Raw genomic sequence first — 15,544 nt, forward strand, 5'->3', positions numbered from 1 at the left:
GCGGATCAGCCCTTCGCCGCCGCGGCGGCCTTCAGGTCGCGCCGCAGCTCCTTGGGCAGGGAGAAGATCAGCGACTCCTCGGCGCTGTGCACGGCGCGCGCCTCGGGGAAGCCCCGCTCGGCGAGGAAGGACAGCACGCCCTGCACCAGCTCCTCGGGCACGCTGGCGCCACTGGTCACGCTCACCGAGCGCACCCCCTCGAGCCAGGACTCCTCGATCTCCGAGGCGTCGTCGACGCGGTACGACGCCCGCGCGCCCGCCTCGAGAGCGACCTCGACCAGGCGCACCGAGTTGGAGGAGTTGCCCGAGCCGACCACGATCAGCAGGTCCGACTGCGGCGCGATCTCCTTCACCGCCAGCTGGCGGTTCTGGGTGGCGTAGCAGATGTCGTCGCTCGGCGGGTCGAGCAGGTCGGGGAAGCGCTCGCGGATCGCGGCCACGGTCTCGAGGGTCTCGTCGACCGAGAGCGTCGTCTGGGAGAGCCAGGCCACCCGCTTCGGGTCACGGACGGTGATGCCGGCGACGTCCTGGGGGCCCTCCACGAGCTGGATGTGCTCGGGCGCCTCCCCGGCGGTGCCCTCGACCTCCTCGTGCCCGGCGTGGCCGATCAGCAGGATGTCGTAGTCGTCGGCGGCGAAGCGCTTGGCCTCGTGGTGGACCTTGGTCACCAGCGGGCAGGTCGCGTCGATCGTCTTCAGCTCGCGCTCGGCGGCCTGGGCGTGCACCGCGGGCGACACGCCGTGGGCCGAGAACACCACCGTGGCGCCGGCCGGGACCTCGTCGAGCTCCTCGACGAAGATCGCGCCGCGCGCCTCCAGGTCGGAGACGACGTGCTTGTTGTGGACGATCTGCTTGCGCACGTACACCGGAGCGCCGTAGAGGCCCAGTGCCTCCTCGACCGTGACCACCGCGCGGTCGACGCCCGCGCAGTAGCCACGCGGCGCCGCCAGGAGGACGGCCTTCTCGGCCTCCTCGGCGCTCAGGACCGGCGGCATGCCCACGTGGGTAGTCATGACGTCAGTCTAGGGACGTCGGTGCCATCCCCTAATCTCGCGCCCATGGCCCTGGATACCTCGCTGGAGTCGCCGGCGCCCGTGCGGCAGATCGCCAACGCGATCTCCGGCTGGGTCGACCGGCTCGGCCCGGTGTGGGTCGAGGGCCAGGTGGCCCAGCTCAACCGCCGCCCCGGGATGGCCACGGTCTTCCTCACGCTGCGCGACACGGTCGCCGACATCTCGATCACGGTCACCGCCTCGCGCACCTACATCGACGGGCTCAACCCGCCACTGGTCGAGGGCGCGAGCGTGGTCGTGCACGCCAAGCCGTCGTACTACGCCAACCGCGGCACCCTCTCGCTGCAGGCCCGCACGATCCGGATGGTCGGACTCGGCGAGCTGCTGGCCCGCCTCGAGCGCCGCCGCCAGCTGCTGGCCGCCGAGGGGCTCTTCGCCGCCGAGCTCAAGCGCCCGCTGCCGTTCCTGCCCGGCTGCGTCGGGCTGGTCACCGCGCCCAACAGCGCCGCCGAGCGCGACGTCCTCGAGAACGCCCGCCGCCGCTGGCCCGCCGTCCGCTTCGAGGTCGCGTACGCCGCGATGCAGGGCCCCCGCGCCACCAACGAGGTGATCGAGGGGCTCGAGCGCCTCGACCGCGACCCGGCCGTCGAGGTCATCGTCATCGCCCGCGGCGGCGGCTCGGTGGAGGACCTGCTGCCGTTCTCCGACGAGGGCCTGGTCCGCGCGGTCGCCAAGGTCCGCACCCCGGTGGTCTCCGCCATCGGCCACGAGCCCGACAGCCCGCTGCTCGACCTGGTCGCCGACGTCCGCGCCTCCACGCCCACCGACGCGGCCAAGCTCGTCGTGCCCGACGTCGTGGAGGAGCTGCGCGGGATCGAGCGCGCCCGTGACCGGCTCCGCGCCGGCGTCCATGCGCTGGTCGCCCGGGAGCAGGCCGGCCTCGACGCGCTGCGCTCGCGCCCCGCGCTCGCCGACCCCCGCTCGCTGCTCGACGCCCGGGGCCAGGAGGTGCTCGCGCTGCGCGATCGCACCCGCCGCACCCTGTCCCACCTGCTCGACCGCGCGGCCGACGACATCGGCCACCAGCGGGCCCGCGCCCGCGCCCTCTCGCCGCTGGAGACGCTGCGGCGCGGCTACGCCGTGCTCCAGGACAGCGAGGGACACGTCGTCACCTCGGTCGCCGACGTCGCGGCGGGCGAGGCCCTCAGCGTGCGCGTGGCCGACGGCCGCATCCACGCCACCACCACCGACATCCGACCCGACCTCCCGGAGGACCCCGATGGCCACGAAGACTGACACGACCGGGACCGCCGAGCAGCGCCCCTCCTACGAGCAGGCGCGCGAGGAGCTCATCGACGTGGTCCGCCGCCTCGAGCAGGGCGGCTCCACCCTCGAGGAGTCGCTGGCGCTGTGGGAGCGCGGCGAGCAGCTCGCCCGGTGGTGCCAGGAGTGGCTCGACGGCGCCCGGGAGCGCCTCGACGCCGCGATCGCCTCCGAGGACGAGCGGGACTGACCCCTCAGCGGGGTGAGGACGAGGGGCTGCCCGGGTCCGGGCTCCAGGTCGCGGCCCCCGGGTCGGTGATGTCGACCGGGGCGAAGGTGAGCAGGTCCACCAGGGTCGCGAGGTCCTCGGCGTCGGCGGAGCCGAAGACCAAGATGGTCTCGTTGCCGACCTCCGCGGCGAACGCGGTGTCGCCGCCCTCGTCGGAGTAGCCGTCCCACTCCGGGGCGATCGCGCCCGGCGTCACGAGGGACTCCTCGGTGGTGGTGTCCTCGTCGACGAACTGGTCGAGCAGCACGTCGGCCGACTCGTCCTGCTGGCGCACGCCGACGAACTTGCCCTCGTCGGTGAGCATGCCGATGCCCCAGGCCGGCTGCCGACCGGGGACGTAGTCGATGGAGGTCGCCTTCCAGCCCTCCGGCAGGGTGCGGGGATAGACGACCCGGCGGTCGATGCGCTGCTGGTCGCGGACCGCGCTGAGGTAGTCGACGGCCTCGACCTCGACCTCCGGCGCGTCGGTGGTCACGCTGCGCAGCAGCATGAACCCGCCGATCGCCACCAGCAGCACCAGCATCGCGCCGACCATGCCAGCCATCGAGGTCTGGTAGCGCCGGCCCGATCCGCCCGGGTTCGGTCCGCCCTGGCCTCCGGCCTGCCCTGTTCCGCCCTGCTCGCTCACGCGCACATCCTCACAGGTGCCGCCATCAGCCGACTCGCCCGCCCCGCCGTACCGACCACCATCCCACTCCCGCACCTGCGGCAGATGGGGTGCTTGATTCCCGCATCTGCGGCATGATGCCCGAGTGACGACCTACCGGATTGCGGAAGCCGCCGACCTGCTGGGCGTGAGTGACGACACCATGCGCCGCTGGGCGGAGGCCGGCCGGGTCCCGACCTCCGTCGCCTCGGGGCGCACAGTGATCGCCGGCGCCGACCTGGCCGCGCTCGCCGAGTCGCTCGCCGACCAGCCCGACCGCGACCGCACCCGCGCCTCCTCCGTGAGCGCGCGCAACCGCCTCGACGGCATCGTCACCCGGGTCGTGAAGGACACCGTGATGGCGCAGGTCGAGATGATCTGCGGGCGCTACCGGATGGTCTCCTTGATGAGCACCGAGGCCGCCGAGGAGCTGGGCCTGGTCCCCGGGGCCCGCGCGATCGCCTCGGTGAAGTCCACCAACGTGGTCGTGGAGCGGCCGTGAGCACCGCGCGGACCCGAGCCGCGGCGCTGCTCGCCACCCTTGCCCTGCTCACCGGCACCGCCGCCTGCGGCGACGCCGACGACTCCCCCACCCTCACGGTGTACGCCGCGGCGTCGCTGCAGGCTCCCCTGGACGAGCTCGTCGAGGACTTCGAGCGCAGCCACGACGGGGTCGAGGTCGTCGTGAGCTACGCAGGCTCCTCGGACCTGGTCGCCCAGCTCGGCGAGGGTGCCCGCGCGGACGTGCTGGCCACCGCCGACACCGCCACGATGGACCGGCTGGTCGCCGAGGGCCTCGCCGCGGGCGAGCCGCAGGTCTTCGCGACCAACACGCTGAGCATCGCGGTCCCGCCCGGCAACCCGGCGGGCGTCACCGGTCTCGCCGACCTCGCCCGCGAGGACCTCTCCGTCGTCGTGTGCGCGCCGCAGGTCCCGTGCGGGGCCGCGGCGCGGCGCCTGGCCGACGTCGCCGGCGTCCGACTGGCCCCCGACAGCGAGGAGCAGTCGGTCACCGACGTGCTCGGCAAGGTCGCCTCCGGCGAGGCCGACGCCGGGCTGGTCTACGTCACCGACGTCCTCGCCGCCGGCGACCGGGTCGAGGAGGTCGCGGTCCCCGAGGCCGCGCGGGCGGTCAACGACTACCCGGTCACCGTGCTCGCCGACGCCCGCGAGGACGCCCTCGCCGCCGAGCTCGTCGACCTCCTCCTCGGCGAGACCGGCCAGCGAGCACTGGAGCGGGCCGGCTTCGGCCCGCCGCGCTGAGGCCGCCGATGACCCACGTCCGCGCCGTCGGCCTGCCCCGCTGGCTCTTCGTCCCTGCCGCCCTCGGCGCCACCCTGGTGCTGCTGCCGCTGGTGGCGATGGTGCTGCGGGTGCCCTGGACCGACTTCCCGGCCCTGGTCACCGGCGCCTCTGCGCAGGAGGCCCTGTGGCTCAGCCTGCGCACGTCGGCCACCAGCACCGTGCTGTGCGTGCTGCTCGGCGTACCCCTGGCGATGGTGCTGGCGCGCACGTCGTTCCGCGGCCAGGCGGTGCTGCGCTCGCTGGTGCTGCTGCCGCTGGTGCTGCCGCCGGTGGTCGGCGGCATCGCGCTGCTCTACACCTTCGGGCGCCGCGGCCTGCTCGGGGAGAGCCTGGAGGTGCTCGGCATCCAGGTGGCGTTCACCACCGCCGCGGTGGTGCTCGCCCAGACCTTCGTCGCGCTGCCGTTCCTGGTGCTCAGCCTGGAGGGCTCGCTGCGCACCGCCGGGGAGCGGTACGACGTGGTGGCCGCCTCGCTGGGAGCGTCCCCCACGACGGTGTTCCGCCGCGTCACGCTGCCGCTGACCCTGCCCGGCCTGGTGTCCGGCGCGGTGCTGGCCTTCGCGCGGGCCCTCGGGGAGTTCGGGGCGACCATCACCTTCGCCGGGAGCCTGGAGGGCGTGACCCGCACCCTGCCGCTGGAGGTCTACCTGCTGCGCGAGAGCGATCCGGACGGCGCGGTGGCGCTCTCGCTCCTGCTGGTCGTCGTGGCGATCGCGGTCATCGGCGCCACCCGGCAGGGTCGGGTGCCGCGATGAGCGCCGCGCCCACGGCCGCCCGCAGCGCCCTCGAGATCGACGTCCGCCTCGACGAGCGTGACGTCGAGGTGGCCCTGTCCCTGGCTCCGGGCGAGACCCTCGCCGTGCTCGGACCCAACGGCGCCGGCAAGTCGACGCTGCTGGCCACCATCGCCGGACTCCTGCGCCCCGACCGGGGCCGGGTGAGCATCGGCGGGCGGGAGGTCAGCGGACCCGACACCTGGCTCGCCCCGCACCGGCGCCGGGTGGCGCTGCTGTCGCAGGACCCGCTGCTCTTCCCCCACCTCGACGTGCTCGACAACGTCGCCTTCGGCCCACGCAGCGCGGGCGCCGGGCGCCGCCAGGCACGCGAGCTGGCACGCCACTGGCTGGGCGAGGTCGGCGTCGAGGACCTCGCCCCGCGGCGTCCCGCCTCGCTCTCCGGAGGACAGGCGCAGCGGGTGGCGGTGGCCCGCGCCCTCGCGGCCGAGCCCGAGCTGCTGCTGCTCGACGAGCCGATGGCCGCGCTCGACGTCTCGGTGGCCCCCGCGCTGCGCCAGGTGCTGCGTCGCGTCCTCGCCGAGCGCAGCACCGTGCTGGTCACCCACGACGTCCTCGACGCGCTGCTGCTCGCCGACCGGGTGGTCGTGCTGGAGGCCGGGCGCGTGGTCGAGGACGGCCCGACCGGCGACGTGCTCACCCGCCCCCGCAGCGCGTTCGCGGCCCGCGTCGCCGGGCTCAACCTGCTCGCCGGGCGCTGGGAGGACGGCGTCCGCACCCCCGACGGCCGCCTCGTCCACGGCAGCGTCGTCGGCCCGCAGCCCGCCCCCGGCCAGGACGTGGTCGCGGTGTTCCGCCCCGAGGCGGTGTCGGTGTTCGACCACGCCCCCGGCGGCAGCCCGCGCAACGTCTTCGACGTCACCGTCACCGAGCTCGAGCCCGTCGGTGGCGTCGTGCGGGTGCGGGCGGGGGCGCTCGCCGCCGACGTGACGACCCGCGCCGTACCCGATCTGGACCTCGTGCCGGGCTCCCGGGCGACCTTCACGGTCAAGGCGACGGAGGTCTCGGTCTACCTCGCGTCAGCGAACCCGACCGGACCGATAGGGTTCGAGCATGACGGAGCCGGACACCCTGAGCGTCGACCCCCAGTCCCCTGACCGCAACCTCGCCCTGGAGCTGGTGCGGGTCACCGAGGCGGCCGCCATGGCCGCAGGCCGCTGGGTCGGCAGGGGTGACAAGAACGGCGCCGACGGCGTCGCGGTGAACGCGATGCGCGTGATGATCTCCACGATCGGCATGAACGGCACCGTCGTGATCGGCGAGGGCGAGAAGGACAACGCCCCGATGCTCTACAACGGCGAGACCGTCGGCGACGGCACCGGCCCCGAGTGCGACGTGGCGGTCGACCCGATCGACGGCACCACCCTGACCGCCAAGGGCATGAGCAACGCGGTCGCCGTGCTCGCCGTGGCCCCGCGCGGCTCGATGTACGACCCCTCCGCGGTGTTCTACATGGAGAAGCTGGTGGCCGGCCCCGAGGCCGCCGACGTCGTCGACATCCGCCTGCCCGCGGCCGAGAACATCCGCCGGGTGGCCAAGGCGAAGGGCTCGCAGCCCGAGGACATCACCGTCGTGCTGCTCGACCGCCCCCGCCACGCCGAGCTCGCCGACGAGATCCGCGCCGCCGGCGCCCGCATCAAGTTCATCAGCGACGGCGACGTGGCCGGCGCCATCATGGCCGCCCGCCCCGAGACCGGCATCGACCTGCTGCTCGGCGTCGGCGGCACCCCCGAGGGCATCATCGCCGCCTGCGCGATGAAGAGCATGGGCGGCGTCATCCAGGCCCGCCTGTGGCCCCAGGACGACGAGGAGCGCCAGCGCGCCCTCGACGCGGGCCACAACCTCGACCCGGACTTCGTGCTCGGCACCGACGACCTGGTCACCGGCGACGACTGCTTCTTCGTGGCCACCGGCATCACCGACGGCGAGCTGCTGCGCGGCGTGCGCTACCGCGCCGGCGGCGCGAGCACCCAGTCGCTGGTGATGCGCTCGCGCAGCGGCACGATCCGCACCATCACCTCCGAGCACCGCCTGGAGAAGCTACGCGCTTTCTCCGCGATCGACTTCGACCACTGAGGCGAGGCCGGTCCGGCCGGCGGGCACGTCCCGCGGCCGGACCGCCGCGACCACGTGGGCAATGACCCGCGGGTCGAGCACCATCCCGATGTGCGAGGCGGTCACCTCGACCGCCTCGGCCAGCGGGTCCACGCAGGCCCGCCAGTCCACGATCCCGTCGCGCCTGCTGTAGATCGCGGTGAAGCCGATCCCGGGCGGCACCGGCTCCCGGCTCTCCTCGAAGCTGCGCCGCGCGCACGCCCCCGCCAGGCACTCCTCGGCCATCAGGCCGGACAACCCGGCGCGGCTCAGGCGCACGAGCGCCTCCGCGGCCGCACTCAGCGACGGGTGGTGGGCCCCCGGCGCCAGCATCGGACTGCCCATCGTGACGATGCTGGACACCAGGTCGGGGCGTCGTACGGCGATCCCGCGCGCCAGCATCCCGCCCAGGCTGTGGCCCACGAGCTGCACCCGGCTCCCCCGGCGCTGGGCGATCGACTCCAGGCGCGCCTCGAGCTCGGCGGCGGCGTCGAGCGTGCACCCGACGTTGGCCCGGATCTGGGAGCGGTAGGTGCGCAGCCCGTGCGCGCGCAGCGCGCGCCCCAGCGGGCGCAGTGACAGGTCCCCGGCGAGGAAGCCCGGCACCAGCAGCACCGGGTCGGCCTCGCGCAGCGTCACCCGCGAGGCGTACGGCGTGGCGCGGCGGACCCGCCGGTCCCCCACCCGGCTGTGGGCGTAGCGGGTGGCCTCGAGCAGCAGGCTGCTCTCGCGCAGCACCGCGCGCGGCGCCAGGCGCGCATAGCCGTCGGGCAGCAGGAACGCGCCGAGTGTGGAACTGGTCACACCGGAAGGTACCCCGCACACCGCTCGCGCACCGGCGCTTCGGACTCCGGGCGTGGACCGGCCCGTGGCGCCACCGATCCTGATCATGGCCCCGGCACCCGGCGATGGGTCAGACTACGAGTCATGAGCAGCAGCACGACGCCGACCGAACGTCCCGTCCCCGAGTCCGAGGAGCTCTTCGCGCCCGTCGGGCGGGGTATCGAGCTGTGCTACCAGACCTTCGGCGACCCCGACGGCGACCCGCTGATCCTGGTGATGGGCCTCGGCGGGCCGATGGGTTGGTGGCCGGCGCCGCTGTGCCGACTGCTCGCCGAGCGCGGGTTCTACGTCGTGCGCTTCGACAACCGCGACATCGGCCGCTCGACGCGGGTGACCGGCCGTGTGGGCCGCGCGACGATCGTGCGGGCCTTCGGCGGCGCGCCCGTGCGGGCGCCGTACACGATCTCCGACATGGCGGCCGACGCCGTCGGCCTGCTCGACCACCTCGGGATCGAGCGCGCCCACGTGGTGGGGGTGTCGATGGGCGGGATGATCGCGCAGACCATGGCGATCGAGTTCCCCCAGCGGGTCGCCTCGTTGACCAGCATCATGTCGACGACCGGCAAGCGCACCGTCGGCTGGCAGCACCCCAGCCTGCTGCCCCGTCTGATGGCCAAGCGCGGCGCGACCAAGGCGCAGTACATCGCCATCAGCGCCCGGATGGCCCGGCTGATCGGCTCCCCGGCGTACCCCGAGACCACGGCGACGCTGCGCGCCCGCGCCGAGGAGACCTGGGACCGCGGCCTGAACCCGGCGGGGGTGCTGCGCCAGATGCTGGCCGTGCTCACCCAGCCCAACCGCGGAGCGCGGCTGCGCGGCCTGCGGGTCCCCACGACCGTGATCCACGGGCTCGCCGACAAGATGGTCCACGTCTCCGGCGGACGCGCCACCGCCGCGGCGATCCCCGGCGCCGAGCTGGTGCTGATCGACGGGATGGGCCACGACATGCCGCACCAACTGCACCGCACGCTCGCCGACGCGATCCGCCGCACCGCCGACCGCGCCCAGGGCTGAGACGCCACCCTCCCCCTCCCCGCGCGACGCCCGCCGCCGCCCCAACGCCCGGCGCCCCACGCCCAGCAGGGCGCACCGGTCTGGTCCACCGACGTTTCCGCCAACCCCGGACGGGGTTATGGACAAACGGGACATAGGGGACTAGACGTGTGACACTGATCACGCATATCGGGAGGGGCAATGACGCATTCCTCAGCACGTTCGCTCACACGGCGGGGCCGGGCGGGCCCGACCCGCCGATCCCGAGCCCGACGCGGGGTAGCAGCCGCGGCCGCGACGGTGCTGGCCACCACGTTGCTCGCCGCCTGCTCCGGCGACGAGGGCAAGCCCGTGCTCACCTGGTACCTCAACCCCGACGGCGTGGAGACGCTCAGCGCCATCGCCGAGCGCTGCAGCACCGACGACTACACCATCGAGACCGAGCTCCTCCCGACCGGCGCGACCGACCAGCGGGTGCAGCTGGCCCGTCGGCTCGCCGCCGAGGACGACACCACCGACCTGATGAACCTCGACCCGGTCTTCGTGCCGGAGTTCGCCAACGCCGGCTGGCTCGCGGAGATGCCTGAGGACACCATCACCGAGGACACCCTCGCGGGCATCGCCGAGACGGCCCGCTGGGACGACAAGATCTACGCCGCCCCGATGTGGGCCAACACCCAGCTGCTCTGGTATCGCAAGTCCCTCGCCGAGGAGACCGGCCTGGACATGAGCAAGCCGGTGACCTGGGACCAGATCATCGACGCCGCCTCCGAGGTGCCGGGCGCCACGGTCGGCGTGCAGGGCAACAAGTACGAGGCCTACGTCGTGTGGATCAACGCGATGATCCAGGGCGCCGGGGGCGAGATCGTCTCCAACACCGACGCCGGCATCGACGCGACGGTCGAGATCGACTCCGAGGCGGGACGCAAGGCTGCCGCGATCATCGAGAAGCTTGCGAGCTCGCCCGCCGCGCAGTCCGACCTGTCGGTCTCCAACGAGGGCACCAGCCTCCCCGCGATGTTCGCCGGGCCCGGCGAGTTCATGGTGAACTGGACGTTCGTCTACAAGAACTACGCCCCCAGCGCCGAGAACGGCATCACCGAGGAGCAGTACAAGGACCTCGGCTGGGCGCGCTACCCGCGCACCGTCGCGGACATGCCCTCGAAGCCGCCCGTCGGCGGCATCGACATCGGTGTCGGGGCCTACTCCAAGCACCCGGACTTCGCCCTCGAGGCCGCGCGCTGCGTGACCGACACCGAGGCCCAGGTGCAGCTCGCCGTCGAGGCCGGGCTGATGCCGGCGACCAACTCGGCGTACGACTCCCCTGAGCTCGCCGAGGCCTACCCCGAGGACCTGCTCGCGCTCTTCCGCGAGAGCGTCGACCAGGGCGGCCCGCGTCCCAAGAGCGCCTTCTACGCCACGATCTCGAGCGCCCTGCAGAGCGTGTGGCACTCCCCGGAGTCGGTGAGCGACTCGACCCCCCAGGAGTCCGCCGAGTTCCTCAAGAACGTCCTTGAAGGGAAGGCGCTGTTGTGACCACCACCATCGCCACCCCGGCCACCAAGGCCGGCGACATCCCACCGGAGGTGAGCGACCGCACCCGCGCCGAGAACCGGCTGGGCATGAAGCTCGTCGCCCCGGCCCTGATCGTGATGCTCGTGGTCACGGCGTTCCCGATCCTGCGGGCGCTGTGGCTCTCCTTCTACAACTACTCCCTCACCGCCCCCGAGGACCGCCAGTTCGTCGGGATCGACAACTACGTCACCGCGCTGACCGACAGCCTGTTCTGGCGCGACATCGGCATGACGGTGATCTACATGCTGGTCACCGTGGCCTTCGAGCTGGTCATCGGCTTCGCGTTCGCGATGATCATGCACCGGGTGATCTTCGCCCGCGGCGTCATCCGGACCTCGATCCTGATCCCCTACGGCATCATCACCGTCGTCTCCGGCTTCGCCTGGCAGTTCGCCTTCACCTACCAGAACGGCTTCGTCAACGGCTGGTTGCCGTTCGTGAGCGCCGACTTCAACTGGTTCGGCGACACCGTGCCAGCGGTGATCGCGATCATGGTCTCCGAGATCTGGAAGACCACGCCGTTCATGTCGCTGCTGCTGCTCGCCGGCCTGGCCCAGGTCTCCGAGGACATGATCGAGGCCGCGAAGGTCGACGGCGCCACCTGGTGGCAGCGGCTGTTCAAGGTGATCCTGCCGAACATGCGGGCCGCGATCATGGTCGCGGTGCTGTTCCGCGCCCTCGACGCCTACCGCATCTTCGACAACATCTTCGTGATGACGGCGGGAGCGCAGGGCACCGAGTCGATCTCGTTCCTCACCTACCGCCAGAGCATCGAGCAGTTCCAGCTCGGCATGGGCTCCGCGCTCGCCGTGCTGCTGTTCCTCTCCGTGCTCCTGGTCGCCTTCGTGATCGTCAAACTGTTCCGCGTCGACCTGGCCCAGGCCCGAGGGGAGTCCTGACATGCGCAAGCTCGCTCTGCCACTCGGCGTCGCGCTGGTGATGGTGTGGTGCCTGCTGCCCATCGCCTGGATCGTGTCGCTGTCCTTCAAGAGCCAGGACGCGGTCTCCAACGGCACCGACCCCGGCTTCCTGCCGCTCGACTCCTTCACCGGCTGGGACAACTACACGGCCGTCTGGGACGACGACCAGTTCCGCCGCTCGATCCTCAACTCGATCGGCATCAGCCTGATCGCAACGATCCTCTCGGTCGCGCTCGCCACCCTCGCGGCGTACGCCATCGCCCGCCTGGAGTTCAAGGGCAAGCGGTTCGTGCTCTCCACCGCGCTGGCGATCGCGATGTTCCCGGTGGTCTCGCTGGTCAGCCCGCTCTTCGACCTCTGGCGGATCTTCGGGCTCTACGACACCTGGCCGGGGCTGATCATCCCCTACATGTCGTTCACGCTGCCGCTGGCGATCTGGACGCTCTCGGCGTTCTTCCGCGAGATCCCGTGGGAGTTGGAGCAGGCCGCCCAGGTGGACGGCGCCACGGCGTGGCAGGCGTTCCGCAAGGTCATCGTCCCGCTCGCCGCACCCGGCGTGTTCACCGCGGCGATCCTGACCTTCTTCTTCGCCTGGAACGACTTCGTCTTCGGCATCACGCTGACCTCGACCGAGGCGGCGAGACCGATCCCGGCGGCGTTGTCGTTCTTCGTCGGGCCCGACCCGTTCCAGCGGCCGGCCGGCCTGCTGGCCGCGGCCGCCGTCATCGCGACCATCCCGATCGTGATCATCGTCCTGTTGTTCCAGCGCAAGATCGTGGCCGGCCTCACCTCCGGCGCAGTGAAGGGGTAACACCATGGCCGCCATCTCCATGAAGAACATCGTCAAGAAGTACGGCGACGGGTTCCCTGCCGTGAACGACGTCTCGATCGACGTGGCGGACGGCGAGTTCGTCATCCTCGTCGGGCCGTCCGGCTGCGGGAAGTCGACGCTGCTGCGGATGATCGTCGGGCTCGAGGACATCACCTCCGGCGACATGTACATCGGCGACAAGCGGGTCAACGACCTCGCCCCGCGCGATCGCAACCTCGCGATGGTCTTCCAGAACTACGCGCTCTACCCACACCTGACCGTCTACGAGAACATCGCGTTCCCGCTGCGCCTCGCCGGCGCCAAGGACGAGGAGATCGATGAGAAGGTCCGCACCGCCTCCGCGACCCTGGAGCTCGACGAGCACCTCGACCGCAAGCCCGGCAACCTGTCGGGTGGTCAGCGCCAGCGGGTCGCGATGGGACGCGCGATCGTCCGCGATGCCGACGCGTTCCTCTTCGACGAGCCGCTGTCCAACCTCGACGCCAAGCTGCGCGGGCAGATGCGCACCGAGATCGCGCGCCTCCAGCAGCGTCTCGGCATCACCACCGTCTACGTCACCCACGACCAGACCGAGGCGATGACGCTGGGCGACCGGGTGGCCGTGCTCAAGCGCGGCGTGCTCCAGCAGCTGGCCACGCCCCGCGAGCTCTACACCCAGCCCAACAACCTCTTCGTCGCCGGCTTCATCGGGTCCCCGCCGATGAACTTCCTGCCCGCGACGGTCGAGGGCGACGAGGTCGCCCTCCCCTTCGGCAAGGTCCGCATCCCGAAGGCCAAGGCCGAGCGGGCGCAGGGCCGCGGCCTGCTGATCGCCGGCATCCGCCCCGAGCACTTCGACGACGCGAGCGTCGTGGGCAAGTCCGGCGACGGCTCGACGTTCCGCGCGAAGGTCGACGTGGTGGAGTGGCTGGGCAACGAGTCCTACGCCTACATCCCGTTCGAGGCTCCTCCGGAGGTGCAGGCCCAGCTCGACCAGCTCGAGCGGGACCTCGACGGGGAGTCGATGCGCACCCAGCTCGTGGTCTCCCTCGACGGCGCCTCGCGGGTCCGCGAGGGCGACGAGGCCGAGCTGTGGGTCGAGACCGAGCACATGCACCTGTTCGACCCGGAGACCGGCGAGAACCTCACCCTCGAGCGCGAGGTCGGGGACAACGAGCAGGCGACGCTGGAGCACACCGCCAGCGACAACTGATCCCGCACGTCAGGACGATGCCCGGCCCAGGAACCCGCGTTTCTGGCCGGGCATCGGCTTGCGGGTGACCGTCACCGCGCCCATCAGTGCGAAGCCGCGCACCCGCACGATCGGCGAGTACGGCCCGAAGTCGGCGGCCACCTTGTCCCGGCTCTGCTCGAAGGCGCCCATCAGACCGGTTCCCTCGACGATCACCTGGGTGTGGGCGTTCACGATGATGTCGACCGCGCCCATGACGGTGTTGGCGTTGATGACGACCTCACGGACGGTGAACACCGCCTCGCGCAGGTCGAGGTCGACCGAGCCCATCAGCGAGAACGCCGTGTGGCTCGCCCCGACCACCCACGCGCCCTTGCGCGTCTGCGAGCTCAGCACCGCCGTGCTGTTCGCAGGCTGCGGCAGCGCGACGTACGACGAGGAGGCGGGGGCGTGGGGTTCGACCGGCGCGGGCGCGGCGGAGGTCGGCACGACGCTCGCGGCACCCGGCAGGTCCACGACGAGCGGCACCAGGTCGGCGTACACCTTCGCGGCGTAGGTGGCCTCGAGCCGCTCCTCCAGCTCGTCGACCTCCAGGCGCCCCTCCCCCGCGGCCTCGCGGAGGAACTCGGCCAGGCGGTGCCGGTCCGCATCCGATATCCGCAGCTGGGGCGGGCGCGGCTGCTGGGGGTCTCCGTCCATGGCGCTCACCCTATCGAGGCCCGTGCTCAGGCGCTGACCACGAGGACGGGCGTCGGAGCCAGGCGGAGCGACACTCGCTGGCCGGGCACCAGCCCCTCGGCCAGGCTGCTGGCAAGCTGGGCGACGAGGGTGGTGCCGTCGGGCGTCGTGACCGTGACCCGGGACAGGGCGCCGAGGAACGAGATCGCCACGACGTGCGCGTCGCCGTCGGTGCCTTCCCCGGCTGCCTCGACGTGCACCGACTCGGGGCGGACCAGTGCCTCACCGGCGCCGGTGGTCGATCCCGGGAGCACCGGCATTGCGGCGCCGAGCACCCGCGCCGTGCCGTCCTGCACCTGGGCCGGCAGCCGGTTCGACAGGCCCACGAACTGGCCGACGAACGCCGTCGCCGGGGCGTCGTAGAGCTGCGGCGGTGCGGCGATCTGCTCCAGCCGGCCGGCGTTCATCACCCCGACCCGGTCGGCGATCGCCAGCGCCTCCTCCTGGTCGTGGGTCACGAAGAGCGTGGTCGTGCCGACGTCGAGCTGCACCCGGCGGATCTCCTCGCGCAGCTGCACCCGCACCTTGGCGTCCAGCGCCGACAGCGGCTCGTCGAGCAGCAGGACCGCAGGCTCGATGGCGAGCGCCCGGGCCAGCGCGACGCGCTGCTGCTGCCCGCCCGAGAGCTGGTGGGCGTAGCGGTCGTGGTGCTCGCTGAGCCCCACCAGCTCCAGCATCTCGCCGGCGCGGGCGCGACGGTCACGACGCGAGCGACCGCGCAGCTTGAGCCCGAAGTCGACGTTCTGCGCGACGGTGAGGTGGGGGAAGAGGCTGTAGGCCTGGAAGACCATCCCCATGTCGCGCTTGCTGGCCGGCACCCGTGAGATGTCGCGACCCCCGACGAGCACCGTGCCGGCGTCCTGGGCCTCGAGGCCCGCGAGGATCCGCAGTGCGGTGGTCTTGCCGCACCCCGACGGCCCCAGCAGCGCGACCAGCTCGCCGGGTTCGATGCGAAGGTCCAGGCCGTCGAGGGCCCGCACCTCGCCGTAGTGACGCTGGAGCCCGGACAGCTCGACGGCGAGCCCGTCCTGGCTGCGCTGCGGCGCACGGCTGGTCAGTTGGGTCATG

At 72.4% G+C, this 15,544-nt stretch carries 17 protein-coding genes; 12 read left to right on the plus strand and 5 right to left on the minus strand.

Going from position 1 to position 15,544, the window contains the following annotated elements:
- Positions 1-5 precede the first annotated feature (5 nt).
- Entirely contained in the window at positions 6-1,013 is a 1,008-nt protein-coding gene (locus HBO46_RS15915) for a 4-hydroxy-3-methylbut-2-enyl diphosphate reductase (RefSeq protein WP_166133436.1), read from the minus strand.
- A 45-nt stretch (positions 1,014-1,058) separates the two neighbouring features.
- Between HBO46_RS15915 and xseA the strand changes: the two genes are divergently transcribed.
- Together xseA and HBO46_RS15925 are read left to right on the plus strand one after the other, a co-directional pair.
- A complete protein-coding gene (xseA, locus tag HBO46_RS15920) occupies positions 1,059-2,309 on the plus strand; it encodes an exodeoxyribonuclease VII large subunit (RefSeq protein ID WP_166133438.1) in 1,251 nt (416 codons plus the stop codon).
- The gene (locus tag HBO46_RS15925) at positions 2,293-2,526 is read left to right on the plus strand and encodes an exodeoxyribonuclease VII small subunit (protein ID WP_166133440.1); all 234 of its coding nucleotides are present in this window, start codon (positions 2,293-2,295) and stop codon (positions 2,524-2,526) included. Before xseA ends, HBO46_RS15925 begins: the two co-directional genes overlap by 17 nt.
- A 4-nt stretch (positions 2,527-2,530) precedes the next feature.
- On the opposite strand, the gene HBO46_RS15930 is transcribed toward HBO46_RS15925, so the two are convergent.
- Positions 2,531-3,193, minus strand: coding sequence for a DUF4245 domain-containing protein (locus HBO46_RS15930; protein WP_166133442.1), 663 nt, complete (start codon positions 3,191-3,193; stop codon positions 2,531-2,533).
- 124 nt (positions 3,194-3,317) lie between these two features.
- Here HBO46_RS15930 and HBO46_RS15935 point away from each other — a divergent pair, with 124 nt between their 5' ends.
- The 5 genes from HBO46_RS15935 to glpX are packed head-to-tail and all read left to right on the plus strand — an operon-like array spanning position 3,318 to position 7,386.
- Positions 3,318-3,713 carry a TOBE domain-containing protein gene (locus HBO46_RS15935; protein WP_166133444.1) on the plus strand — a complete coding sequence of 132 codons (396 nt, stop codon included), beginning with the start codon at positions 3,318-3,320 and terminating at the stop codon, positions 3,711-3,713.
- The gene (gene modA, locus HBO46_RS15940; protein ID WP_166133446.1) at positions 3,710-4,474 is read left to right on the plus strand and encodes a molybdate ABC transporter substrate-binding protein; all 765 of its coding nucleotides are present in this window, start codon (positions 3,710-3,712) and stop codon (positions 4,472-4,474) included. The genes HBO46_RS15935 and modA overlap by 4 nt, the downstream gene beginning before the upstream one ends.
- 8 nt (positions 4,475-4,482) lie before the next feature.
- The gene (locus tag HBO46_RS15945) at positions 4,483-5,271 is read left to right on the plus strand and encodes an ABC transporter permease (protein WP_166133448.1); all 789 of its coding nucleotides are present in this window, start codon (positions 4,483-4,485) and stop codon (positions 5,269-5,271) included.
- Positions 5,268-6,407 carry a sulfate/molybdate ABC transporter ATP-binding protein gene (locus tag HBO46_RS15950; RefSeq protein WP_166133450.1) on the plus strand — a complete coding sequence of 380 codons (1,140 nt, stop codon included), beginning with the start codon at positions 5,268-5,270 and terminating at the stop codon, positions 6,405-6,407. Before HBO46_RS15945 ends, HBO46_RS15950 begins: the two co-directional genes overlap by 4 nt.
- The gene (gene glpX / locus HBO46_RS15955) at positions 6,364-7,386 is read left to right on the plus strand and encodes a class II fructose-bisphosphatase (protein ID WP_166133452.1); all 1,023 of its coding nucleotides are present in this window, start codon (positions 6,364-6,366) and stop codon (positions 7,384-7,386) included. The genes HBO46_RS15950 and glpX overlap by 44 nt, the downstream gene beginning before the upstream one ends.
- On the opposite strand, the gene HBO46_RS15960 is transcribed toward glpX, so the two are convergent.
- The gene (locus tag HBO46_RS15960) at positions 7,351-8,208 is read right to left on the minus strand and encodes an esterase/lipase family protein (protein WP_166133454.1); all 858 of its coding nucleotides are present in this window, start codon (positions 8,206-8,208) and stop codon (positions 7,351-7,353) included. The two genes, glpX and HBO46_RS15960, sit on opposite strands and share 36 nt — an antisense overlap.
- Positions 8,209-8,331: 123 nt before the next feature.
- Between HBO46_RS15960 and HBO46_RS15965 the strand changes: the two genes are divergently transcribed.
- The 5 genes from HBO46_RS15965 to HBO46_RS15985 all read left to right on the plus strand — a co-directional run bounded on the left by HBO46_RS15965 (position 8,332) and on the right by HBO46_RS15985 (position 13,759).
- A complete protein-coding gene (locus tag HBO46_RS15965) occupies positions 8,332-9,261 on the plus strand; it encodes an alpha/beta fold hydrolase (protein ID WP_166133456.1) in 930 nt (309 codons plus the stop codon).
- Positions 9,262-9,540: 279 nt separating this feature from the next.
- On the plus strand, positions 9,541-10,776 hold the full coding sequence (locus HBO46_RS15970; RefSeq protein WP_166133458.1) for an extracellular solute-binding protein: 1,236 nt from the start codon (positions 9,541-9,543) through the stop codon (positions 10,774-10,776).
- Positions 10,773-11,714: a carbohydrate ABC transporter permease gene (locus HBO46_RS15975; protein ID WP_224769154.1), complete on the plus strand. Its 942-nt coding sequence runs from the start codon at positions 10,773-10,775 to the stop codon at positions 11,712-11,714. Before HBO46_RS15970 ends, HBO46_RS15975 begins: the two co-directional genes overlap by 4 nt.
- Before the next feature lies 1 nt (position 11,715).
- Positions 11,716-12,546: a carbohydrate ABC transporter permease gene (locus HBO46_RS15980; protein ID WP_166133460.1), complete on the plus strand. Its 831-nt coding sequence runs from the start codon at positions 11,716-11,718 to the stop codon at positions 12,544-12,546.
- A 4-nt stretch (positions 12,547-12,550) separates the two neighbouring features.
- Positions 12,551-13,759, plus strand: coding sequence for an ABC transporter ATP-binding protein (locus HBO46_RS15985; protein ID WP_166133462.1), 1,209 nt, complete (start codon positions 12,551-12,553; stop codon positions 13,757-13,759).
- A 9-nt stretch (positions 13,760-13,768) separates the two neighbouring features.
- Here the strand turns inward: HBO46_RS15985 and HBO46_RS15990 are convergent, their stop codons facing one another.
- Both HBO46_RS15990 and HBO46_RS15995 read right to left on the minus strand, forming a co-directional pair.
- Entirely contained in the window at positions 13,769-14,437 is a 669-nt protein-coding gene (locus tag HBO46_RS15990) for a DUF1707 SHOCT-like domain-containing protein (RefSeq protein ID WP_166133464.1), read from the minus strand.
- Positions 14,438-14,463: 26 nt separating this feature from the next.
- On the minus strand, positions 14,464-15,543 hold the full coding sequence (locus tag HBO46_RS15995; protein ID WP_166133466.1) for an ABC transporter ATP-binding protein: 1,080 nt from the start codon (positions 15,541-15,543) through the stop codon (positions 14,464-14,466).
- Position 15,544 lies beyond the last annotated feature (1 nt).

This window comes from Nocardioides ochotonae, from assembly GCF_011420305.2.
GTDB classification, from domain to species: Bacteria; Actinomycetota; Actinomycetes; order Propionibacteriales; family Nocardioidaceae; genus Nocardioides; species Nocardioides ochotonae.